Source organism: Paraburkholderia phenoliruptrix, assembly GCF_902859825.1.
Classification (GTDB): domain Bacteria; phylum Pseudomonadota; class Gammaproteobacteria; order Burkholderiales; family Burkholderiaceae; genus Paraburkholderia; species Paraburkholderia phenoliruptrix.
Genome location: NZ_CADIKB010000035.1, coordinates 32,032 through 51,636, shown reverse-complemented (window position 1 = coordinate 51,636; position 19,605 = coordinate 32,032). Strand labels below are relative to the sequence as shown.

At 65.3% G+C, this 19,605-nt stretch carries 18 protein-coding genes; 1 reads left to right on the top strand and 17 read right to left on the bottom strand.

Annotated features, from left to right (window positions below; translation table 11 throughout):
- Nucleotides 1-252: 252 nt before the first annotated feature.
- The 6 genes from selD to HV711_RS26105 all read right to left on the bottom strand — a co-directional run bounded on the left by selD (nt 253) and on the right by HV711_RS26105 (nt 6,616).
- Complete coding sequence (gene selD, locus HV711_RS26130) at nt 253-1,317, bottom strand: selenide, water dikinase SelD (RefSeq protein WP_028362507.1); 1,065 nt, start codon at nt 1,315-1,317, stop codon at nt 253-255.
- 119 nt (nt 1,318-1,436) lie between these two features.
- Nucleotides 1,437-2,438, bottom strand: coding sequence for a transketolase family protein (locus HV711_RS26125; protein ID WP_035478793.1), 1,002 nt, complete (start codon nt 2,436-2,438; stop codon nt 1,437-1,439).
- Nucleotides 2,435-3,298 carry a transketolase gene (locus tag HV711_RS26120; protein ID WP_035478795.1) on the bottom strand — a complete coding sequence of 288 codons (864 nt, stop codon included), beginning with the start codon at nt 3,296-3,298 and terminating at the stop codon, nt 2,435-2,437. The genes HV711_RS26125 and HV711_RS26120 overlap by 4 nt, the downstream gene beginning before the upstream one ends.
- A gap of 37 nt (nt 3,299-3,335) precedes the next feature.
- Nucleotides 3,336-4,664 (bottom strand): MFS transporter, encoded by a 1,329-nt coding sequence (locus HV711_RS26115; RefSeq protein WP_035478798.1) that lies wholly within the window; start codon nt 4,662-4,664, stop codon nt 3,336-3,338.
- Nucleotides 4,665-4,759: 95 nt separating this feature from the next.
- Nucleotides 4,760-5,509, bottom strand: coding sequence for an SDR family NAD(P)-dependent oxidoreductase (locus HV711_RS26110; protein WP_035478800.1), 750 nt, complete (start codon nt 5,507-5,509; stop codon nt 4,760-4,762).
- Nucleotides 5,510-5,719: 210 nt separating this feature from the next.
- Entirely contained in the window at nt 5,720-6,616 is an 897-nt protein-coding gene (locus HV711_RS26105; RefSeq protein ID WP_035478802.1) for a LysR substrate-binding domain-containing protein, read from the bottom strand.
- 264 nt (nt 6,617-6,880) lie between these two features.
- On the opposite strand from HV711_RS26105, the gene HV711_RS26100 reads away from it, so the two are divergent.
- Nucleotides 6,881-7,108: a hypothetical protein gene (locus HV711_RS26100; protein WP_013591581.1), complete on the top strand. Its 228-nt coding sequence runs from the start codon at nt 6,881-6,883 to the stop codon at nt 7,106-7,108.
- Between the two features lie 53 nt (nt 7,109-7,161).
- Here HV711_RS26100 and HV711_RS26095 read toward each other — a convergent pair whose 3' ends face one another.
- The 11 genes from HV711_RS26095 to cpaB all read right to left on the bottom strand — a co-directional run bounded on the left by HV711_RS26095 (nt 7,162) and on the right by cpaB (nt 19,578).
- Nucleotides 7,162-8,991: an ABC transporter ATP-binding protein gene (locus HV711_RS26095; RefSeq protein ID WP_035478806.1), complete on the bottom strand. Its 1,830-nt coding sequence runs from the start codon at nt 8,989-8,991 to the stop codon at nt 7,162-7,164.
- A 180-nt stretch (nt 8,992-9,171) separates the two neighbouring features.
- Nucleotides 9,172-9,753 carry a DUF3005 domain-containing protein gene (locus HV711_RS26090; RefSeq protein ID WP_035478809.1) on the bottom strand — a complete coding sequence of 194 codons (582 nt, stop codon included), beginning with the start codon at nt 9,751-9,753 and terminating at the stop codon, nt 9,172-9,174.
- Nucleotides 9,754-9,986: 233 nt separating this feature from the next.
- Complete coding sequence (locus tag HV711_RS26085; protein ID WP_035478812.1) at nt 9,987-11,048, bottom strand: TadG family pilus assembly protein; 1,062 nt, start codon at nt 11,046-11,048, stop codon at nt 9,987-9,989.
- A gap of 68 nt (nt 11,049-11,116) precedes the next feature.
- Nucleotides 11,117-11,692 carry a TadE/TadG family type IV pilus assembly protein gene (locus HV711_RS26080; protein WP_035478814.1) on the bottom strand — a complete coding sequence of 192 codons (576 nt, stop codon included), beginning with the start codon at nt 11,690-11,692 and terminating at the stop codon, nt 11,117-11,119.
- Nucleotides 11,693-11,758: 66 nt separating this feature from the next.
- Nucleotides 11,759-12,715 (bottom strand): type II secretion system F family protein, encoded by a 957-nt coding sequence (locus HV711_RS26075; RefSeq protein WP_028362516.1) that lies wholly within the window; start codon nt 12,713-12,715, stop codon nt 11,759-11,761.
- 41 nt (nt 12,716-12,756) lie between these two features.
- On the bottom strand, nt 12,757-13,740 hold the full coding sequence (locus HV711_RS26070; RefSeq protein ID WP_035478817.1) for a type II secretion system F family protein: 984 nt from the start codon (nt 13,738-13,740) through the stop codon (nt 12,757-12,759).
- 36 nt (nt 13,741-13,776) lie between these two features.
- Nucleotides 13,777-15,144, bottom strand: coding sequence for a TadA family conjugal transfer-associated ATPase (locus HV711_RS26065; RefSeq protein WP_013591588.1), 1,368 nt, complete (start codon nt 15,142-15,144; stop codon nt 13,777-13,779).
- A gap of 19 nt (nt 15,145-15,163) precedes the next feature.
- A complete protein-coding gene (locus HV711_RS26060) occupies nt 15,164-16,375 on the bottom strand; it encodes a CpaE/TadZ family protein (protein ID WP_014972914.1) in 1,212 nt (403 codons plus the stop codon).
- Nucleotides 16,376-16,447: 72 nt separating this feature from the next.
- On the bottom strand, nt 16,448-16,792 hold the full coding sequence (locus tag HV711_RS26055) for a hypothetical protein (protein WP_035478820.1): 345 nt from the start codon (nt 16,790-16,792) through the stop codon (nt 16,448-16,450).
- A gap of 20 nt (nt 16,793-16,812) precedes the next feature.
- Entirely contained in the window at nt 16,813-18,663 is a 1,851-nt protein-coding gene (locus HV711_RS26050; protein WP_035478823.1) for a type II and III secretion system protein family protein, read from the bottom strand.
- A gap of 78 nt (nt 18,664-18,741) precedes the next feature.
- Nucleotides 18,742-19,578, bottom strand: coding sequence for a Flp pilus assembly protein CpaB (gene cpaB / locus HV711_RS26045; protein WP_035478825.1), 837 nt, complete (start codon nt 19,576-19,578; stop codon nt 18,742-18,744).
- Between the last annotated feature and the right edge of the window lie 27 nt (nt 19,579-19,605).

The window sequence follows — 19,605 nt, the reverse complement described above, 5'->3', positions numbered from 1 at the left end:
AGAAAAACAGAACGCAAAGCGAACGCAACAGCGAACGGAAACATGAAGCGCAAAAAAGGGCGCAAATGCGGTTCGTGAATACGGGCCGCAAAAGTAGAAAGCAGTACAAAGCAGCGCAGACCGGCCTGAACGGCTTAAAAAAGGGCCGCAAACGCGCGCCGGAAAGACATGGATTATCGCACGCGCCGCGCACGCCAGCAGGGCGCGACTTTCTGAATGCTTTCAGCGCGGCTCGCCGCCCGCCGGCTCGCTCTAGACCACTTCCACGCGCCCCGCGCCGGCCACCATCTCGCCGATCACGCGGGCTTCGCCGAAACCGTCGGCGTGAAAGAGCGCGAGCACGTCGGCGACGGCGTCGGGTGCACACGACACCAGCAGGCCGCCGGACGTTTGCGGGTCGGTGAGCAAAGTGCGCGCGGCCGGCGGCAAGCTTGCCGGCAAGGTGATGTCCTTGCCGTACGCATCCCAGTTGCGCCCAGACGCGCCCGTGAACACGCCGGCTTCGGCGAACTCGACGACGCCCGGCAGCCATGGCAAATCGGCGTAGCGCACGCGCGCGGTCAGGTTCGAGCCGCGCGCCAGTTCGAGCGTGTGGCCGAGCAGCCCGAAGCCCGTGATGTCGGTGAGCGCATGTACGCCCTCGAGCGCGGCCAGTTCGGCGCCCGGCCGGTTCAACTGGGTGGTTGCGCCGATCATCGCGGCGTAGCCGCTCGCGTCGAGCCGGTCTTTCTTCAGCGCGGCCGACAGCACGCCGACGCCGAGCGGCTTGCCGAGAATCAGCACGTCGCCGGCTCTCGCGCCCGCGTTGCGCTTCACGCGCCGCGGATCGACCACGCCGATTGCGACGAGACCGTAGATGGGTTCGACGGAGTCGATCGAATGCCCGCCCGCGAGCGGAATGCCGGCGTCCGCGCACACCGATTCGCCGCCCTTGAGCACCGCCGCGATCACCTCGTGCGGCAACACATTGATCGGCATGCCGACGATGGCGAGCGCCATCAGCGGTTTGCCGCCCATCGCATAGACGTCGGAGAGCGCGTTGGTCGCGGCAATGCGGCCGAAGTCGAACGGATCGTCGACGATCGGCATGAAGAAGTCGGTGGTCGCGACAATCGCCTGCTCGTCGTTGAGCTTGTAGACGGCGGCGTCGTCGGCGGTATCGTTGCCGACCAGCAGGTCGGGGAAGAACGGCAGCGGCGCACTGCGCTTGAGCAGGTCCGCGAGCAGGCCGGGCGCGATTTTGCAGCCGCAGCCGCCGCCGTGCGAGAGGCTCGTCAGGCGGGGCGAGGAACTGGTTGGAGTGTGGGTGTCGATCATTGTGGCGCGAATATCTGGCTTCGAATGATCGCATTATGAAGCTTGTCGGCGTGGCGCGCTGCGGGCCGTGCTGCTGCACAGCGGCGCGCCACGCCCTGTTTTCATGCTGTTTCCACGAATCAGGCGAGCCAGCCCTTGATCGCCGCCGACATCGCCGACGTAGAAATGCCGTAGCGGTCATGCAGCGTCGGCAAAGCGCCGGCCGCGAGGAACGCGTCGGGCAACGCGACCTGCCGGAACGGGCACGACACGCCCGCGCGCATCAGCTCGACCGCAATCGCTTCGCCGAGGCCGCCGATCGTCGTGTGATTCTCCGCGACCACGACGAGCCGGCCCGAGCGCTTCGCCTCGCGCACGATCGTTTCCGTATCGAGCGGCTTGATGGTCGGCACGTGCAGCACGCCGACGCCGATGCGCTCGCTCTCCAGCGCCTTCGCGACTTCGAGCGCGCGCATCGTCATGATGCCCGACGAGATGACCAAGACGTCTGCGCCGTCGCGCAGCATCTTCGCCTTGCCGAGCTCGAACGTGTAATCGTATTCGTCGAGCACCGCGGGCACGTTGCCGCGCAAGAGGCGCGCATAGACCGGGCCGTTGTGCGCGGCGATGGCGGGCACCATCTGCTCGATGTCGAGTGCGTCACACGGATCGATGACGGTCATGTTCGGCATGGCGCGCATGAGGGCGAGATCTTCCGCGGCCTGGTGGCTCGGGCCGTAGCCCGTGGTGAGACCCGGCAACGCGCAGACAATTTTGACGTCGAGATTGTCTTCGGCAATCGCCTGGTGCATGAAGTCATACGCACGGCGCGTCGCGAACACGGCATAAGTCGTCACGAACGGTTGCGCGCCTTCGTGCGCGAGGCCGGCAGCGGCGCCCATCAGCAATTGCTCGGCCATGCCCATCTGGTAGTAGCGCTCGGGAAACGCCTTCGCGAAGAGGTGCAGGTCGGTGTATTTGCCGAGGTCGGCTGTCATGCCGACCACGTTGGCCTTCTGCCGCGCCAGTTCGACGAGCGCGTGACCGAACGGCGCCGAGCGCGTGACCTGACCTTCGCCCGCAATCGAGGCGATCATCGCCGATGTTTTCAGGCGCGGTTTGTTCAAAGTGGCGTTGGTCATGCCTGACTCCCGATTGCTTGCGACTTCGTTTTTTCCAGTGCTTCGAGCGCGAGTTGCCATTCGTGCGCGTCGACGCGGATAAAGTGATTCTTCTCGCGCTCTTCGAGGAACGGCACACCGCAACCCATGCGCGTATCGGCGACGATCATGCGCGGTTGTGCGTGAGGATGCTGGCGGGCCGCGTCGAACGCGGCGGCCACCGCGCCGATGTCATTGCCATCCACGCGTTGCACGAACCAGCCGAACGCCTCCAGCTTGTCGACGAGCGGCTCGAACGCCATGATCTGCGTGGACGGTCCGTCGGCCTGCTGGTTGTTCACGTCGACGATGGCAATCAGGTTGTCGAGCTTCCAGTGGCTCGCGGACATGATGCCCTCCCAGATCGCGCCTTCGTCGAGCTCGCCGTCGGAAAAGAGCGTGTACACGAGCGAGTTCGAGCCCTTGCGCTTGAGGCCGAGACAGCGGCCCACCGCGATGGCCAGGCCGTGACCGAGCGAGCCGCCCGACATTTCCATACCCGGCGTGTAGCTTGCCATGCCGGACATGGGCAGACGGCTGTCGTCGCTGCCGTAGGTGTCGAGTTCGTCGGCGGGCAGAATGCCGGCTTCGAGCAGCGCCGCATACAGCGCGATCGCGTAGTGTCCGTTGGACAGCAGGAAGCGGTCGCGCGCTTCCCATTCGGGATCTTCCGGGCGGTAACGCATGGCGCCGAAGTACGCGACAGCCAGCACGTCTGCGATGTCGAGCGCCTGGCCGATATAGCCCTGGCCTTGCACTTCGCCCATTAATAGCGCGTTTTTGCGGATACGGTATGCGCGTTCGGCAAGCGCTGCCGTCGACGCGTTGGATGGACTATTCATTTGCTCTCCTGAATTCAGTCGGAATGTTGGTAAGCGGTCAGCGGTTCACGGAACGCGCAGGCACGAGGAACACCAGGCACGCGCCGAGCGTGACGGCAGCCGAGATAAAGATGAGCCCGGCGGTCGAGCGGCCTGTCAGGTCGTTGAGCCAGCCGACGATGGCCGGCGAAAAGAAGCCCGCGAGATTGGCGAAGCAGTTGACCGCCGCGATGCCCGCCGCAGCCGACATACCGCCTAACAGCGCCGTGGGCAGCGACCAGAATTGCGACGACGACGCGAGAATGCCGGCCGCCGCAATGCTCAGACAGGCGATCGACGCAGGCACGCTGCCGAGCGTGGGCAGAATCGCAAAGCCGGCGGCGGAGATCAGCATCGGAATCGCGAGGTGAAGCCGGCGTTCGCGGCGACGGTCCGCGCTCATGCCGATCAGCGGCAGCGCCACGATCGCGCACAGATACGGAACGGCGGTGAACACGCCGACCCACAGCGGATCGGCAACGCCCGATTTGCGGATGATCGTCGGTAGCCAGAAGGTCAGGCCGTACTGGCCGAGCACAACGCAGAAGTAGATCGCCGCCATCAGCCACAAACGGCGGTCGCCGATGAACGAGCGAATCGATATGTGCGCGGTGGTGTGTGCGCTGTCGCTCGCGACGTTGCGTGCCAGCAGATTCTTTTCCGACTCGGTGAGCCACTTCGCCTTCGCGATGCCGTCGTCCAGATACAGCAGGATCGCCACGCCGAGTACAAGCGAGGGCAGCGCTTCGAGCAGGAACAGCCATTTCCAGCCGGCCATGTTCATCGCGCCCTGAAGCGAATGCATGATCCAGCCCGACAGCGGACCGCCGAGTATGCCGGCAAGCGGAATCGCCATGAAGAAGATGGACAGCGCCTTGGCTCGGCGCGTGGCGGGAAACCAGTACGTGAGGTACAGAATCACGCCCGGCGCAAAACCCGCTTCGGCGACGCCGAGTAGAAAGCGCAGCGCGTAGAACGCGGTGGGCGTCTTGACGAACACGAACGACGCGGAGATCACCGCCCACGTGAGCATGATGCGTGCGAGCCACTTGCGCGCGCCGACACGATGCAGAATCAGATTGCTCGGCACTTCGAACAAAAAGTAGCCGAGAAAGAAAATGCCCGCGCCCATGCCGTAGATCGTTTCGCTGAAGCGCAGGTCGTTGAGCATCTGCAGCTTGGCAAAGCCGACGTTGACACGATCCAGATACGCGCCCAGATAGCACAGCATCAGAAACGGAATCAGTCTACGGCTGACTTTCGCGTAGGTGCGCGACTCGAAGCTCGTCGAATCCGCGGCGGCCGGCATTTCGCCGTCGATCGCCGAGGCAGTGTATTTCGATTTCATGTTGTGTCTCCTTCCATGTGCCTCGGGGTTGGCCCTGTGTTGGCCTGCGTTGGCCCCGAGTGCCACGAACACGGCGTCGCCTTGAGGCGACGCCGTCAATGAATGAGCATGCCGCCGTTCACGTCGAGTGTGATGCCCGTCAGATACGTCGACAAGTCGCTCACGAGGAAGAGGCAGGCATTCGCGACATCCGCGGCATCGCCGAGACGGCCGAGCGGAATGCCTTTGATGATGTCCGTGCGCATCTCGGGCGTGAGCTTGTCGCCGGTAATGTCGGTCTGGATCAGGCCGGGCGTGATCGAGTTCACGCGAATGCTGTCGGGGCCGAATTCGCGGGCCATCGCGCGTGCGAGACCGAGCACGCCGGCCTTCGCCGCGCTGTAGTGCGGGCCGCCGAAAATGCCGCCGCCGCGCTGCGCCGAGACCGACGACATGCACACGATGCTGCCGCTTTTCTGTTCCTTCATTGCGGGCAACACGGCTTGCGACATGTACAGCGTGCCGCGCAAATTGACGTCCACAATCGCGTCGAAGCCCTCGGCGCTGATGTCGAGCGTACGCACCGGTTGCGTGATGCCCGCGTTGTTGACGAGGCCGTCGATGCGGCCATAGGGTTCGAGCGCCGCTTTGGCGGCCTTCACGCACGCGGCTTTGTCTGTCACGTCGCAGGCAAGCCCGAGATGTCCGGCGCCGAGATCCGCGGCGGCGGCTTTAGCGTCTTCCTCGCGCAGATCGAGGATCACGACATGCGCGCCTTGTGCGGCCAGCGCTTTCGCGGTCGCCTTGCCGATTCCGCGCGGCGACGCAGCGCCCGTTACGATAACCACCTTGTTCTCGAGCAGCATCACGTGTCTCCTGAGTGTTGATGTGATGGCGCAAGTGTCCGGCAGGCCGCTACCCGCATCAACGCGGTACGGCTCAACTATGCTTGAGAAATTTTCAGGTGTTCGCGCGCGGCGGCGACACGCTTGCTGGACGGCGCCTGGCGCGCGGCCCGCAAGCAGGTGCAACGATGACGATGATGGAATACCCTGGTGCCGATGCGCACGCGTTTTTCAGGCCGCGCGCTCCTTGTGGCCGATTTCGCGCTCGATCCACGCGATGAACCGCACCACGCGCGGCAAATCCGCATTTTGCGGCGGATAAACCAGATGATGCGCGCCCACTTCGACCGCATGCGACTGGTCGAACACCGGCACGAGCGCGCCTTCCCTGATGCGAACCGAGGCGAGCATCAGGCTTTCGAGCGCGATGCCGAGCCCGAGCGCCGCGGTTTCGAGCGACATGTACGAGCGGTCGAAAGAGAAGTCGAACGTCTTCTGCTTCGCGGAAACGCCGGTGCGCCCGAACCATTGCTGCCACTGCACGAGCGGCGTCTCCGAATAGATCAGCCGATGCGCGAGCAGATCTTCCGGCGTGTCGACCGGGTGGTTGCGCAGATAAGCGGGCGACGCGAGCGGCGCGATGAACTCGTTGCGCAGCGTGCGCACTTCCAGGTCGCGCCAGTTCCCGTAGCCGTGCCGAATGTCGATGTCGTAGTAACCGCTCGTGAACGACACATCCTCGTATGAGCAGGCAAGGTTCAGCTGGATGTCGCCGTTCGCTTCCTGAAACGAGGCAAGCCGCGGCAGCAGCCACATGAGGCCGAAGCTCGGGCTCGAATGCACGCGCAGAATTTCGACCTCGGTGCGGCTCGACGCACGTTCGGTGGCGCGGCTCAGGTCCGCGAGAGAACCCGTCACGTCCGACAGATAGCGCTCGCCCGTCGGCGTCAGGACGAGGCCGCGTCCGGAGCGATAGAACAGCGCCTGGCCGATGACCGACTCGAGATTGCTGATCTGATGGCTCACTGCGGAAGCCGTCAGCCCGAGTTCCTCCGACGCGCGATTGACGCTCCCGGTGCGGGCCACGCTCTCGAACGCGATGATGGCTTTGACGGGTGGAATGCGCATGTGAAGTCTTTTTGTGTTCGTTGCGAAGTGTTCCCGATGCTGACCTCGGCCACGCGAGGGCAGTAGTGCGGTAAACCATGAAGCGCCTCGTGCAGTGCAGCAAGTGTGCGGACGCAGCGGCGATTATCCGTCAATCGCGGCGACATGCAGCGACATGCCGCGGCGGTACGCGCTTTGCTGCCCTCCCTTCGGACGATGCCGGCAGCAGGCGAGACCCGCGATCGTTCGCAATAGCGGCTGGATGGCGCGGCATGGAGGCGTGGCATGGGATATGGCGCAAAGGGTGTCATGACGCTCGGGCAGGAAACCGACATAGCCGGCGAGGAAATGCTGAACATGCAGCACCTTGAAGCGAGCCCGGACGGCAAGTTCGTGCTGCTCGTGGAAACCGAGCGTTCCGAATGGGGCGTGCAGCAGCAGACGTGCTACCGGATGCCTGCGCAACGCCTGATCGAGTTGATCAGAAAAGAAGGCGAGCGCATGGACGGCTAGTGGTGCGAGTCTGTCTTTTGCGCACACGGCGAGGCGCCTGCGTGCAGTGCAGTTCAATTCAGCGTATGCGGCGGTGCGCGCCGGTTGTGACGCGCGAGCGTGTCGCGATAGATGCCCGGCACGGTGGCCAGTTGCGCGGGTGTGCCCTCCTGCACGACGCGGCCGCGATTGAGCACGATGATCCGGTCGAACGACTGCAACGTGGAAAGCCGGTGTGCGATTGCGATCACCGTGCGATTTTTCATGAGACGTTCAAGCGCAGCCTGAATGACGATTTCCGACGAGGTGTCGAGCGCCGAGGTCGCCTCGTCGAGCAGCAGCACGGGCGAATCCTTCAATATCGCGCGTGCAATTGCGATGCGCTGACGCTGTCCGCCCGACAGCTTCGTGCCGCGGTCGCCGGCTATCGCATTCAGGCCGTCCGGCAATGCGGCGATGAAGTCCATGCAGCTCGCGTCCTCGCACGCGCGCCGGACATCCGCTTCGGTTGCATCGGGGCACCCGTAGCGGATGTTCTCCAGCAGCGACCGGTGAAACAGTGCGACGTCCTGCGGCACGACGGAAATCGCTCTCTGCAGGCTTTCCAGCGTCACGTACGAGATGTCCTGGCCTGCAATGCGCACACACCCGCTGGCCGGCTCGTAAAAGTGCTGCAGCAGCGCGAGCACCGTCGATTTCCCCGCGCCCGACGGCCCCACGAGCCCGACGCGCTCGCCGGCTTCGATATGCAGCGTCAGGTCGCTCAACACGCGCCGGCGTCCTGGATAGGCAAACGAAACATTCTCGAAGTCGATCGTCGCTTCGCGCACGACGAGCGGTATCGCTTTCGGCGGTTCCGGCATCGAATAGGGCATCAGCAAGGTTTGCGATGCTTCCGCGAGACGCGCCACGTGCTGCGTCAAATCGACAAAGGCGACGGCGACATCGCGCGAACCGTGCAGAATCGCAAAGCCGAGCGAGCCGACCAGCACGACGTCGCCGGTGCTCGCTCTGCCTTGCGTCCAGAGCCAAAGGGTCCAGCCGAGCAGCGCGGCCGACAGCAACGCAGTGACGAGCGCGTGCAGAATGCGTAGCTTCTCCAGATACAGCAGACTGCGCCTGCGCGTTAGCGCTTCGGCTTCGAGGTGGCTGTCGAAGCGCCGCACTTCCGCGTGCACCGCGCTGAATGCGCGCACGAGTCCCATATTGCCGATCACGTCGACGAGTTCGCCGTCCACCGAAGCGGCCTGGCTCGCGAACGCCTCGTGCCGCGACGTGCCTTTGCGCGCGAGCCAGAAGAGACACGCGGTGAGCAGCGCGGACACCGCGACGAGCGCGAGGCTCATCGGCAAGCTGACGGTCGCGACCACGACGATCGCGCCGATCACCGTGAGCGTCGGCGGCAACGCGGTCCACGCGACCGTGTTCTCGATCACATACACAGCGTTCGCCGTGGCCGACACGCGGCTCGACAGCACGCCCGGCGGTTTGTCCGCGAAGAAGCCGGGTGCGTGGCCCATCAGATAGCCGAACATGTCCTCGCGGATGTCGCCCGTCACGCGCACGAACGCGCGTGACGAGACCCAGCCGGCGACGCGCCACATCAGGTTGTCCGCGAAAATAAGGGCGACGAGCACGGCGAATGCATACACGACGGTGCGCGGATGAGCGCGTCCGTGCGGCAGCGCGTCGATCAGATTGCGAATGCCGTATTGCGAAGCGAGCGCGAAGCCGACTGCGGCCGCGACGCTCCCGAGCACGACGGCGTGCGCCACTTTGCGGCGCGCGACATAGCGCCAGATGAGACGAATGGGCCGGCCCGCGTAGCGCGACAGAACGCGTGAATGCCGCCGCCCGCGCACGCGGCTCGCGCGGCTCCGATCGCTGTGCCCGACGAGATCCATGGTGCCCTTCCCGAACTTGCGCGCCGGCAGGCGACAGGTTGTCCTTCCATGCGGAAAGGGCTCCATGTGTCCGGCGAAGGAGCTGCGCAAGTGCCGTGCCTCGTGACGTTGCGCCGTCTATGCGGATGCTGATGCGCCCCTATCCGCGGCAATACGCGCTTGCGTTCAGTTGTGCACCGGTTAAGTGCCGCTCTCGTCGCCCGGGCGAAGGGCATCGAACTGAATGACGTGCTCCGCGAGCGCACCGTTCCTTCGCTCGATGTAGACGGTGCCGCGATAGGTCACCCGCCAGCCGTCGCGCGCGGCGACGAGCGGCAGGTTGCCGCCTTCGCGGCTGTCGATGCCGCCGAGCCCCGCCGCGGGCGCCGGCACATGGTTCTCCAGTGTCGCGTTCGACGAAATCACGTTGTCGTGCCACAAAGACGCGTTTTTTCTCGCTTCCAGGTTCTTCGCGTCCGTGTCGACGGTGTTGTCGGTTCCCGCGGTGTTCGCCGTGTCGACGGAAACCGTGCGGCTCTTCGCGCGGTGCAGCGGGTCGGGGGAGTCGGCGGTGACGGCGTCGAGGTCGATGGGCGGCAGGTTCGACGCGTTGCTCTTGCGCGGCGTCGGCTCAGCCGAGCCCGCGTTGCTCGAGCTGCCGAATTCCTTCGCCTGCGTGCGCGCGTCCGGGGAGGCGGTGCCCGTCGCGGGCGTCTGCGCCGGACTTTTTGCCGCCATTTCGTTCTGCTGTTTTTGCGTGGGATTCTGTTCTGCGTTCTGCATAGCGCGACTCCTGCCGTCGTGCGAAAAACCCGCGCGAGACGCGCGGGGATACGCACATGAAAGGCTTACATGAAGCGTTGAAAAAATTGACTGGCGCCCGCTTGGAACGGCTTGCGAACAGCTTGCGTCGTCGCGATGGCGGGCGCTTTGCTGGTTACCCGCAGCGAACGTTCCCGGCAGGTGGGTTCGCTGCGGATGCGAGTGGCGAGGCGGCGACGGTGAGGCGAAAGGCGTCAGTTAGCGAGGCTCGGCGCAGTGACGGCACCGTAATACGTCGCCGAGCCGGAGCCGCCGCTCGCCGACGCTGCTTTATAACCGGCGATGAAGTGGCCGGAAATATACGGATTGCTGCCGTTGTCCGCGTTGTCTATGTGAAAAGGCGCAAACGCGACTATCGGCACCGTGCTACCCGTCGTGCCGCTGCCCAACGACGCGACGACCGGCAGCAGCACATCGGCGGGGTACGGCACATTGTTGTAGATCGAGTTTTTCAGGCCTGACTGGATCCACGTCATATCGCCGATTTGCAGCGGCGTCGGGTTGCCGTTGGCGATCAGATTGCGAATCGAGGTCACGTCCTGAACGTTGAGCTGGAACGACGTCCACTGTCCGGAGCCCATGCCTGCCGCGCACCCGGGATAGTTATAGGCGGAGCCGATCTTGAACTCCTGAGGCTGGCCTGTCGCAGGATCGTTCACCGGCTGTCCCGTCGTCGCATTCCAGTACGCCGAGTAAAGACACTGCGAAATAGCCTGCGGAAAAAGCGCTCCCGGCCCCGCATAACCCGGTGCCGAGATGACCGCCACGGCCGTCGCGCTGATCGGCATGGTGGTGATGCCGAGAACCGGCGCGAGCACGAGCGACAGCGGTCCGCCGTTCTGCCCGGCCGCGCGGCTCACCGTGACCTGTACCGCGGGCCGGTCGTAGGCGCCCGGCGCAGGGACCGGCAGCGCCTGCATGCCCGCGGGCGTGCCCTTCACGTTCCAGTAGCCGGTCTGCACCTGGGCCGTCACAAGCGCAACGCCCTCGGTCTTGTTCAACGTGATCGCGGATTGCGCCTTCGCCGCCGCCTGCGTCCAGTCCGGACTCTTGTAATTCGGCCCGAGCGAACCCGCGCCAGCGAGCGCCGCGGCGTCGGCGGCATTCTGCAATTCGTTGCGCACGACCCACGCGCGGCCCAGATCGACCGCGAGTGCCGTTGTGCCGACCAGCGCGGTCAGACACAGTGCGGTCATCACGGCGACCGCGCCGCGTTGGCGCTCGCGCGCCGCCCTATGGCTTTTTCTGGCTTGCATGTTGGACCTCCATCGCGTGTGGATTGCGTCAGGCAGCGGCCATCGGCTCGCCGCTGCGTCTTCGCTCGCTATTCGTAGTTCATGGTGGTGACGGCGGTGAGCGGCACCGTGCCCACCAGTTGAGTGACGATCGAGCCGAGTCCGACGCCGCTGTACGAATAGGTGAGCGTGACCTTGAGCGGCTGGCCCGTCGTCGTGCCCGCCGATTGATCGACGGCCACGCTCACCGGCGTCGAGGTGCCGAAGGTGATCAGATACGTCGACGCATAGTTCTGCGCGACGGTGGTGATCTGCGCGGGCGTCAGCACCGGCACCTTGTACATGACGCCGGCGCGTGCCGCTTCCCGGCTCGCGTTGGTAATGACCGCCTTGTCGTACAGCGCGATGCTGAATTCGACCATACCGAACACGAGCAGCAAGAGAAGCGGCAGAATGAGCCCGAACTCGACCACCGCGACCCCCGCTTCGCGGCGCGGCCCGCGTCTGCGCAACGCAAGCAGCGTGCGTCCTGCGTGCGCCGCGACCAGCCGCTGTTGACGGCGTCCTGTGCCGTTTTCCGCGCCGCGTGACTGACGATGCGGCAGCTCGGCGCCAGCCGGGCGCGCGCCCGCCGAAGCCGGAAAATGCCTTGTCTTATGGTTCATTTCGTGTCCCCTGTGCGCGCCGCGGTTTCGCGTTTCATGCGCGGCGCTGTTCCCGATAGATGTCGTTCACGTACCGAGCGTCGGCAGCAGCACGCGGTAGATGTGAATGAACGCGGGCCCCATCAGCACCGTCATCAGCGCCGGGAAGATGCAGAAGATCAGCGGAAACAGCAGCTTCAACGCGATCTTCGCGGCGCGTTCTTCGGCGCGCATTCTGCGGCGCGTGCGCAGCGTGTCCGACATGACGCGCAGCGAAGCGCCGATGCTCGTGCCGAAGCGTTCAGCCTGCACCAGCATCGACGCAAACGTGTCGATGTCGTCGACGCCCGTGCGTAACGCGAAGTTGCGCAGCGCCTTCTCTTTGGTGAAACCCGAACGCAGCTCCAGCAACATCAGTTGCAATTCGCTGGCGACTTCGGGACTCGCGAGCTGCATTTCGCCCGCCACGCGCATTAGCGCGGCGTCCATGCCGAGGCCCGCTTCGACGCAGACGGTCAGCAGATCGAGCGCATCGGGAAAGCCCTCGACAATCGCGCGCTGCCGCCGCGCACGGCAGCGCGCCAGCACCGCGTTGGGCACGTAGTAGCCGATGGCCGCCAGCATCGCGAGAATGAGTGCGCTCACGGCAAACTGTCCGTTGACGGACGGCATCTGCATCAACGCGGCGAGGCCGAGCAAAGGCAGCAGCAGCGCGAGCACCGTTTTCGCCGCGAAGTAGAGCGCAGCTGCCGTCGACGAACGCCAGCCCGCGTTCATAAGGCGCAGCCGCAGCGGCGAGTCTTCCCAGCCTTCCTTCGGAATGGACAACTGCGAAATGGGCCGCGACATGTCCGCGATTTTTTCGGCCCATCCCGATGCGACCGGGGACGGTGCCTCCGGCGCGAGCGACACGCCGCCCGCCTGTTCGATGCGGCGCTGCATGTCCCTCGGCGTCATCCACCACATGACGGCAACGACAGCGGCAAAGGCTGCCAAGAACACGCCGCCTAACAGCAGCATGTTGGCTGAATCGAGCGTTTGCATCATGATTCCCCCTTATCTGTTCTTGTCACGCGATGCCGGCCTCACACGCGAATCCGCACGATTCGCCGCATCCACAGCACGCCGAACACCATGGAAACGAGCACCGCTTCGATCACCTTGAGGCCGGCGGGATCTTCCCAGAGCACGGAGAGAAAGCTCGGGTTCAGCAGATTCATTCCGCCTGCGGCGGCGAACGGCAGGAGCCCGATAATCCACGCCGAGAGGCGTCCCTCGGCTGACAGCACGCGCACCTGGTCGAACAGGCGCAGCCGTTCGCGTACGAGCGAGGCGATACCGTCGAGAATCTCCGCGAGATTGCCGCCGGTTTCGCGCTGGATCAGCACTGCGATCACGAAGAAGCGCAGGTCGCGCACCGGCACGCGCGTCGCCAGGTTGAGAAGCGCTTCGTTGAGCGTGACGCCGTAGTTGATCTCGTCGAAGACAATGCGAAACTCGCCGCCTGTGGGCTCCGCGAACTCGTTGCCGAGCATGCCGATCGCGCTCGAGAACGAATGCCCTGCTCGCAGTGCCCGGCTGATCATGTCCGCGGCTTCCGGCAGTTGGCGCTCGAGAAGGCGCAGGCGCTTGCTGCGGGCGCGGAGCATGCGCAGCGTCGGAAAGACAAAGGCGGCAAAGGCGACGAGCGCCGTGATGAGCGCCGGCAGTTGCACCGGAGCGAAGCTCGCCGCGAGCAGCACGACCACGAGTGCCACGACGCTATGCGTCGCGAGCCGCCCCACCGTGAGGCTCAAGCCCGACTGCACGATGAACCGGTCGAGCAGATGAATGCGCGGCACGCGCATCATCAGCGCATGGAGCGGCGCCGAATTGCTCAGCATGCGCTCCTTGAGGATGGAGAGGCGCTCGCTGCTCGCATGCGCGCCGGCCGACAGCGCCTGGATGCGTTGATCGAGGCGGCGCGCGGCGGGGCCGTGATGGCTGTTCCACCACTGATACAGCCCCTCGATACCGAGGACCACGGCGATGAACAGCAGGATGGCGAAGGCGTAGAAGATAGGATTCATGAAAGCCTCACAAAAATGAGCCGCGTGCCGCCGGCGTCATGCCGTCTCGAAGTGCCGGCTCGGGTCGTAGAGCTGGTCGGGCAGCGTAATGCCGAAGGCCTGCAGGCGCTCCGTGAACCTTGGCCTCACGCCGGTCGCGCAGAAGTGACCGCGCACCGCGCCGTTCTGATCGACGCCGGTTCGCCGGAAGGTGAAAATCTCCTGCATGTTCACCATCTCGCCTTCCATGCCGGTCAATTCCTGAATGCTGACGACCTTGCGGCGCCCGTCGTTCAGGCGCGCGACCTGCACCACCACCGAGATGGCGGACGAAATCTGCTGACGCAAGTTCTTGGGCGGCAGCGCGAGGCCCGCGAGGCTGATCATGTTCTCGAGGCGCGTGAGCGCGTCGCGCGGCGTGTTCGCGTGAATCGTCGCGAGCGAGCCTTCGTGGCCGGTGTTCATCGCGTTGAGCATGTCGAGCGCTTCGGCGCCGCGCACTTCGCCGAGGATGATGCGATCGGGCCGCATCCGCAGCGCGTTGCGCACGAGCGTGCGTTGCGTGACTTCACCGCGTCCCTCGACATTCGGCGGCCGCGTTTCGAGGCGCAGCACGTGATGCTGGCGCAGCTGGAGTTCGGCGGCGTCTTCAATCGTGACAACGCGCTCGCCCTCGGGAATGAAGCCCGACAGGATGTTGAGCAGCGTGGTCTTGCCGCTGCCCGTGCCGCCCGACACCAGCACGTTGACCTTGGCGCGCGTGAGCGCGTCGAGCAATTCGGCCATCGGCGGCGTCAGGCTTTGCGACGCGATCAGGTCGCTCATCTGCAGCGGATTCACCGCAAAACGGCGAATCGACATGAGCGGTCCATCCACGGCTGAGGGCGGAATGATCGCGTTCACGCGCGAGCCGTCGGGCAGCCGTGCGTCGACCATCGGGCTCGATTCGTCGATGCGCCGCCCGACCCGCGAGACGATCTTTTCGATCACCTTCATCAGATGGGCGTCGTCGTAGAAAGTGACGTCCGTCAGTTCGAGACGGCCGCGGCGTTCCACATAGGTGGTGCGGTGCGTGTTGACGAGAATGTCCGACACGGTCGGGTCGCGCAGCAGCGCTTCGAGCGGACCGAAGCCGAACATTTCGTCGTGAATGTCGGTCGTCAACTGTCTGCGTTCCAGATCGTTGACGGGCGCCTTGTCTTCTTCGAGGATGCGCGCAATCAGCCCGCCGATTTCCTGGCGAACCTGTTCCGTGGGCAGGCGGGCGAGGCGTTCGAGTTCGACGCGGTCGAGCACGGCTTCGTGGACCTTGCGCTTGAGCGTCTGATAGGCGGCGCGCGCGAGGCCGAGCGGCGCGCGCGGGCCCGGCTGACGATCCGGCAATGCGTGGACTGCCTGTGACGACATCTGTTCGCGTAGTGACATGAGATTCTCCTGGCTGACGTTATGACGCCGTCGACTGCCGCTGTGTGGCGGAGCGGCCGAAGAGGCGGCTCAGCAGCGGTTCGTCGCGCTTCTTCTGCGGGACGACGCCCGTCGACTGATTGACGATGCTTTGTGCGAGCGCCTGCACGCCGCGCGCGAGCGCACTGTTGCGCGCCACCTTCAGCAACGGTTCGCCGAGATTGACGGCTTCGCTCGCCGCTTGCGGGTCGTCGGCGATCACATGCGAAGGGCGCTTGCCGAGCACCTGTTCGAGCGCGCTCGCGGCTCGCTCGTCGTGGCGGCGGTGCCGGTTGAGCAGGAGGCGCAACCGCTCGGGCGAATAGGCGAGGGCGACCAGCATTTCCTGCAGACGGCGCGCCGCCCGCACATACGGCATGCTCGCCTGAAGCACCATGTGAATCTCCGCGCTGCGATCCAGTGCCACGATTGAAAGCGCATTGATGCTCTGGCCGAGGTCGAACAGCACGACGTCGTAGCGCGGCGCCGCCACGCCGAGAATCCATTCGAGCTGCTCTTCGTGGATTTCTAGCGCCTTCAGCGGATCGCCCGCGCCCGCAAGCACATGAAAGCCGGGGGTGACATGCGTGAGCGATGCCTCCAGAAACGCGGCGTCGATGCGCTCGATCTGCGCGCACATCTGCGGCAAGGTCGACGGCGGCTCCTGGTCGCTGACGAGAAACGCGGCGTCCGCGAACATCTGGTTCAGATCGACGAGCAACACGCGCTTGTTGTGCAGCGTCGCGATCGCGTGGCCCACGTTGGCCGCGATGAGACTCGTGCCCGCGCCGCCCTTGCACGAAATGAACGACACCATGTGCGTTTCGTGGCGCGCGTCGCCGGCGTGCGGGGCCATCGCGCGCTGCACGGCGTCGCCTAGCGCGCGGGCGTCGAGCGGCCAGTTCAGCACGTCGCGGATGCCGGCGCGCATCGCCGCGATCAACGTGTCGGGCGAGGTCTGCGGCAACAGCAGCAGGCACGTGAGGCGCGGATAGCGGTGCACGAGCACGTTGACCGAGTCGAGTTCGGCGCGCTCGGGCGACGACGCGTCGATGATCAGGACATCGAATGCATCCAGACTGTCGCCGCGTTCGAGCAACGTGGAGGGCGCGCCCAGCATGCGGGTCGTCGTGCAATTGCCGCAGTCCGTCACGAGGCGAACGACTTCGGACATTCGGCCTGCGTGCTCGGAGTTGATGAGGATATTGATCATGATGTTGTCATCCGCGGAAATCGTTGCCTGGTCGGTCCGGCAGCGGCTCGCACCGCCGCCGGGCGCATGTTGCTATTCGCCGTTTGCGGGCGCAGCCATGCCCCCGCTGTCGGCGGCAGCACCCGGGCCGCTGCCGCCCACGCCGATCACGAACGCATTGGCGGTTCGCGGCGGCGCCTTGAACGACGCGCTGTAGTTCGCCATTGCGCCCACGGCTGCCTTGCCGTCGACACCCGGCGTCGACGGGTTTTTCGTGGCCGCGTCCGGATCGATGATCTGCGCCGCGGTGAAGCTCCTCACGGATTCGCCGAAGTGCCGGTCGAAGTCCGGTGTCGTCGACATGCAGCCGTTGAGCGTGAGGCACGCCGGCACGAGTAACGCAGCCCAGCGCGAGAAGGAAATGGTGCGATTGGTCATGATGTTCTCCGGGGATGCGTTTAGTTGTGAGCGCGGGCGGACGGCGAGCGCGGTTTGTCGGCGGGCAGCGTTTCGCGCGCGGCGATCTGCGCGGCGTTCGCTTCCACCTGGGCGGCGTGGGCGGCGGCCTCGTATGCGGGCTTGCTGTCTTCAGCCGGCGTGCTGACTTGCGGCTCGGGCAGCGGCGTGGCGATGGCAGCGGGCGTCGGCACCATCGCCGATACGGGCGGTTCGCTGGCCGGCTGTGCAGCCGGGGCTTGCGGTTGCGACGGTGCCGGAGCCATTGCCGGGGACGGCGTCGGCGCGGGCATGGGCGGTGCGGGCTTCCTGCTGCCGGCGGGATCGCGGCCTTCCATGTTGCCGAGCAGATAGACGTCGGCTTCGTTCGGCGTCTTCAGACGGTCCGTAGGCAGCGGCAAATTCGCTACCGCTTGCAGCGGCTTCACGAGATGCGGCGTGATGATGAAAATGAGTTCCGTGCGGTCCTGCTGATACGACGTGCTCCTGAAGAGCGCGCCGAGCACCGGCACTTCGCCGACGCCGGGAATCGCCTTCAGCGTACCCGCCGCGTTGCTCTTGATGAGGCCGCCGATCGCGAAGGTTTCGCCGTCGTTCATCTGCACGGTGGTGGAGGCGCGGCGCGTGGTGATGAGCGGCAGCACCGTGAGGTTGTTGGTATTCGTCGCGCCGACGGTGACGCCGGTGGACGACAGCTCCGACACTTCCGGTGCGACCTTCAGGTTGATGCGGCCGCCCGCCAGCACCGTGGGCGTGAACTTCAGGCCGACGCCGAATTCCTCTTCCTGCAGGATGATGGTCGACACCCCGTTCAGGTTGCTCTGCGGAATCGGAATAAAGACTTTGCCGCCCGCGAGGAAGGTGGCTTCCTGGCCGCTCAGCGTGACGAGGTTCGGTTCGGCGAGAATCTTCACGAGGTCGTCGCCGTGCTGACCGTCGACCGCCACGTTGAACGGCCGGTTGTTGGCTTTGCTGACGGCTGCGATGCTTTGCACGCCCGAGAGCAGGCTGCTGATCAGCGCGCCGCTCCATGAGCCGAAGCCGCCCTGAATGTTCATTGCCGAGCCCAACTGGTTGAGCACGGTCTTCGAGACTTCCGCGACCTTCACTTCGAGCATCACCTGCTGCGGCGAGTCGACGCTCATCATGTTCAGCACGGTGGCGGCTTTGGCGGGCGCGCCGCCGTTGCCGTTCGTGCCGCCATTGGCAGCGGGCAGCGTGCTGCGCGCATAGGCCTTGGCAATTTCCTGCGCCTGGGCGGCGGCCTGTGCGCTTGAGACGCGGCCCGCCAGCACGAGATCGCCCGCAACCGTCGATACGCGAATGTTGGGCTCGTCGGGCATCAGTTGGGACAGCGAAGTTTGCAGGCCACCGGAGTCCGCGTTCACCACCACGTTGATGACTTCGCATGCGCCGCTCTTGCCTTGCACGATCATGTTGGTCGTGCCGACGGCCATGCCGACGACGTAGAGCGTCTGCGGTGAGACCATCGTTGCCTGCGCAACGAGCGGATTGCCGAGCGTGCGATTGCGCACCGGTTCGGCGGTCTGCATCAGCGTCGACTTGCCGACGGGGACCACGACCGTGCTCTGCTCGCTCTGCGTGCGCGTGCAGGCCGGGCCGCGCGCAGCGGCGCTTTGCATCGTGTTGGCAGGCTGCGCCGGCGCCGGATTCATACTGATGGTCATCTGCACCGGTCCGTGCGGGATGGGTATGGCGGCGGCCTTCGCGTTCTCGACCGCTTCCTGCGCGTGCAAGCCGCGCGCGGCGAGCAGCGCTGCGCAGACCGCGGTGGTCACCAACGCGGCGCGTAATGCGGTGTCCTTCTTCACTGCCTCTTGATTCGATTTCATTTCGTTATCTCCCCGTAGCCCGCTGCGAGCAAACCGTCGTGCGTCAGACGCCGCGGCGTCGCGTGATTGCGTATTCGATTAAAAGCATTCCTGACTACCTTGCGCTCCCGACAGCACGCCGACACAGTCGCGCTTCGGCGCCGGGCGCGGCACGTATTTCACGCGTGCGGGCGCGGCCGCGACGACGGGCGCGGGTGCCGGTGCAGCAGGCTTGCCGAGCAGCGTGATCTTGGTGGCGCCGCCGGTGGGCAGCGGGCGGTCGTCGATCTGATTGCGCAGTACCAGCGACAGGCTGCCGACGCTGCGCGCGAGGTCGAGCTTTTCCGCCTGGTCGGGCGTAACCTCAAGCGTGACCGCGTTGACGACCTTCGGCTGGGTGTCGTCGCGGCTCACCTGCTGCGCGACGGCGAGCACCAGAATCTTTTCGAGGACGATCTTCGAGATGCTTTGTTGCGGATCGGCCGTCTTTGCTTCGGGTTCCTGAGTATTGACGATGACGTCGACGTAGTTGCCCGGCAGCGCGAATCCCGCCACGCCGACCACATCGTTCACGCGTACCGTGATGGCGCGCTTGCCTTCGCCGATGACCGCGGACAGTCCGCCTTTCGTGCCTTGCGGCGCGAGCTTCGATTCGATCACCGGCTCGCCGGGTTCGAGGCTCGTGCGCACGACGCGCCCGTCCAGTGCTTTCGGATCCTTGAACGCGCCGGGCGGCACGCTCGCGGTGGGCCAGTTCACGGTGCGGATCATGTTCGCGTTCAGCGGCTGGCCGAGGCTCACCTCGGCGGTGGCGACGGCGACCGGCGTCACCGCCGACGACGAGGTCTGCAACAGCCATCGGGAGGCGAAGGCGACAGCGGCAAGACCCGCCAGCAGGGCCATTCCTAACATCACAATTGCGCGACTGGTTTTCATGGTGAGACTCCTTTCATGCGTTGCTGG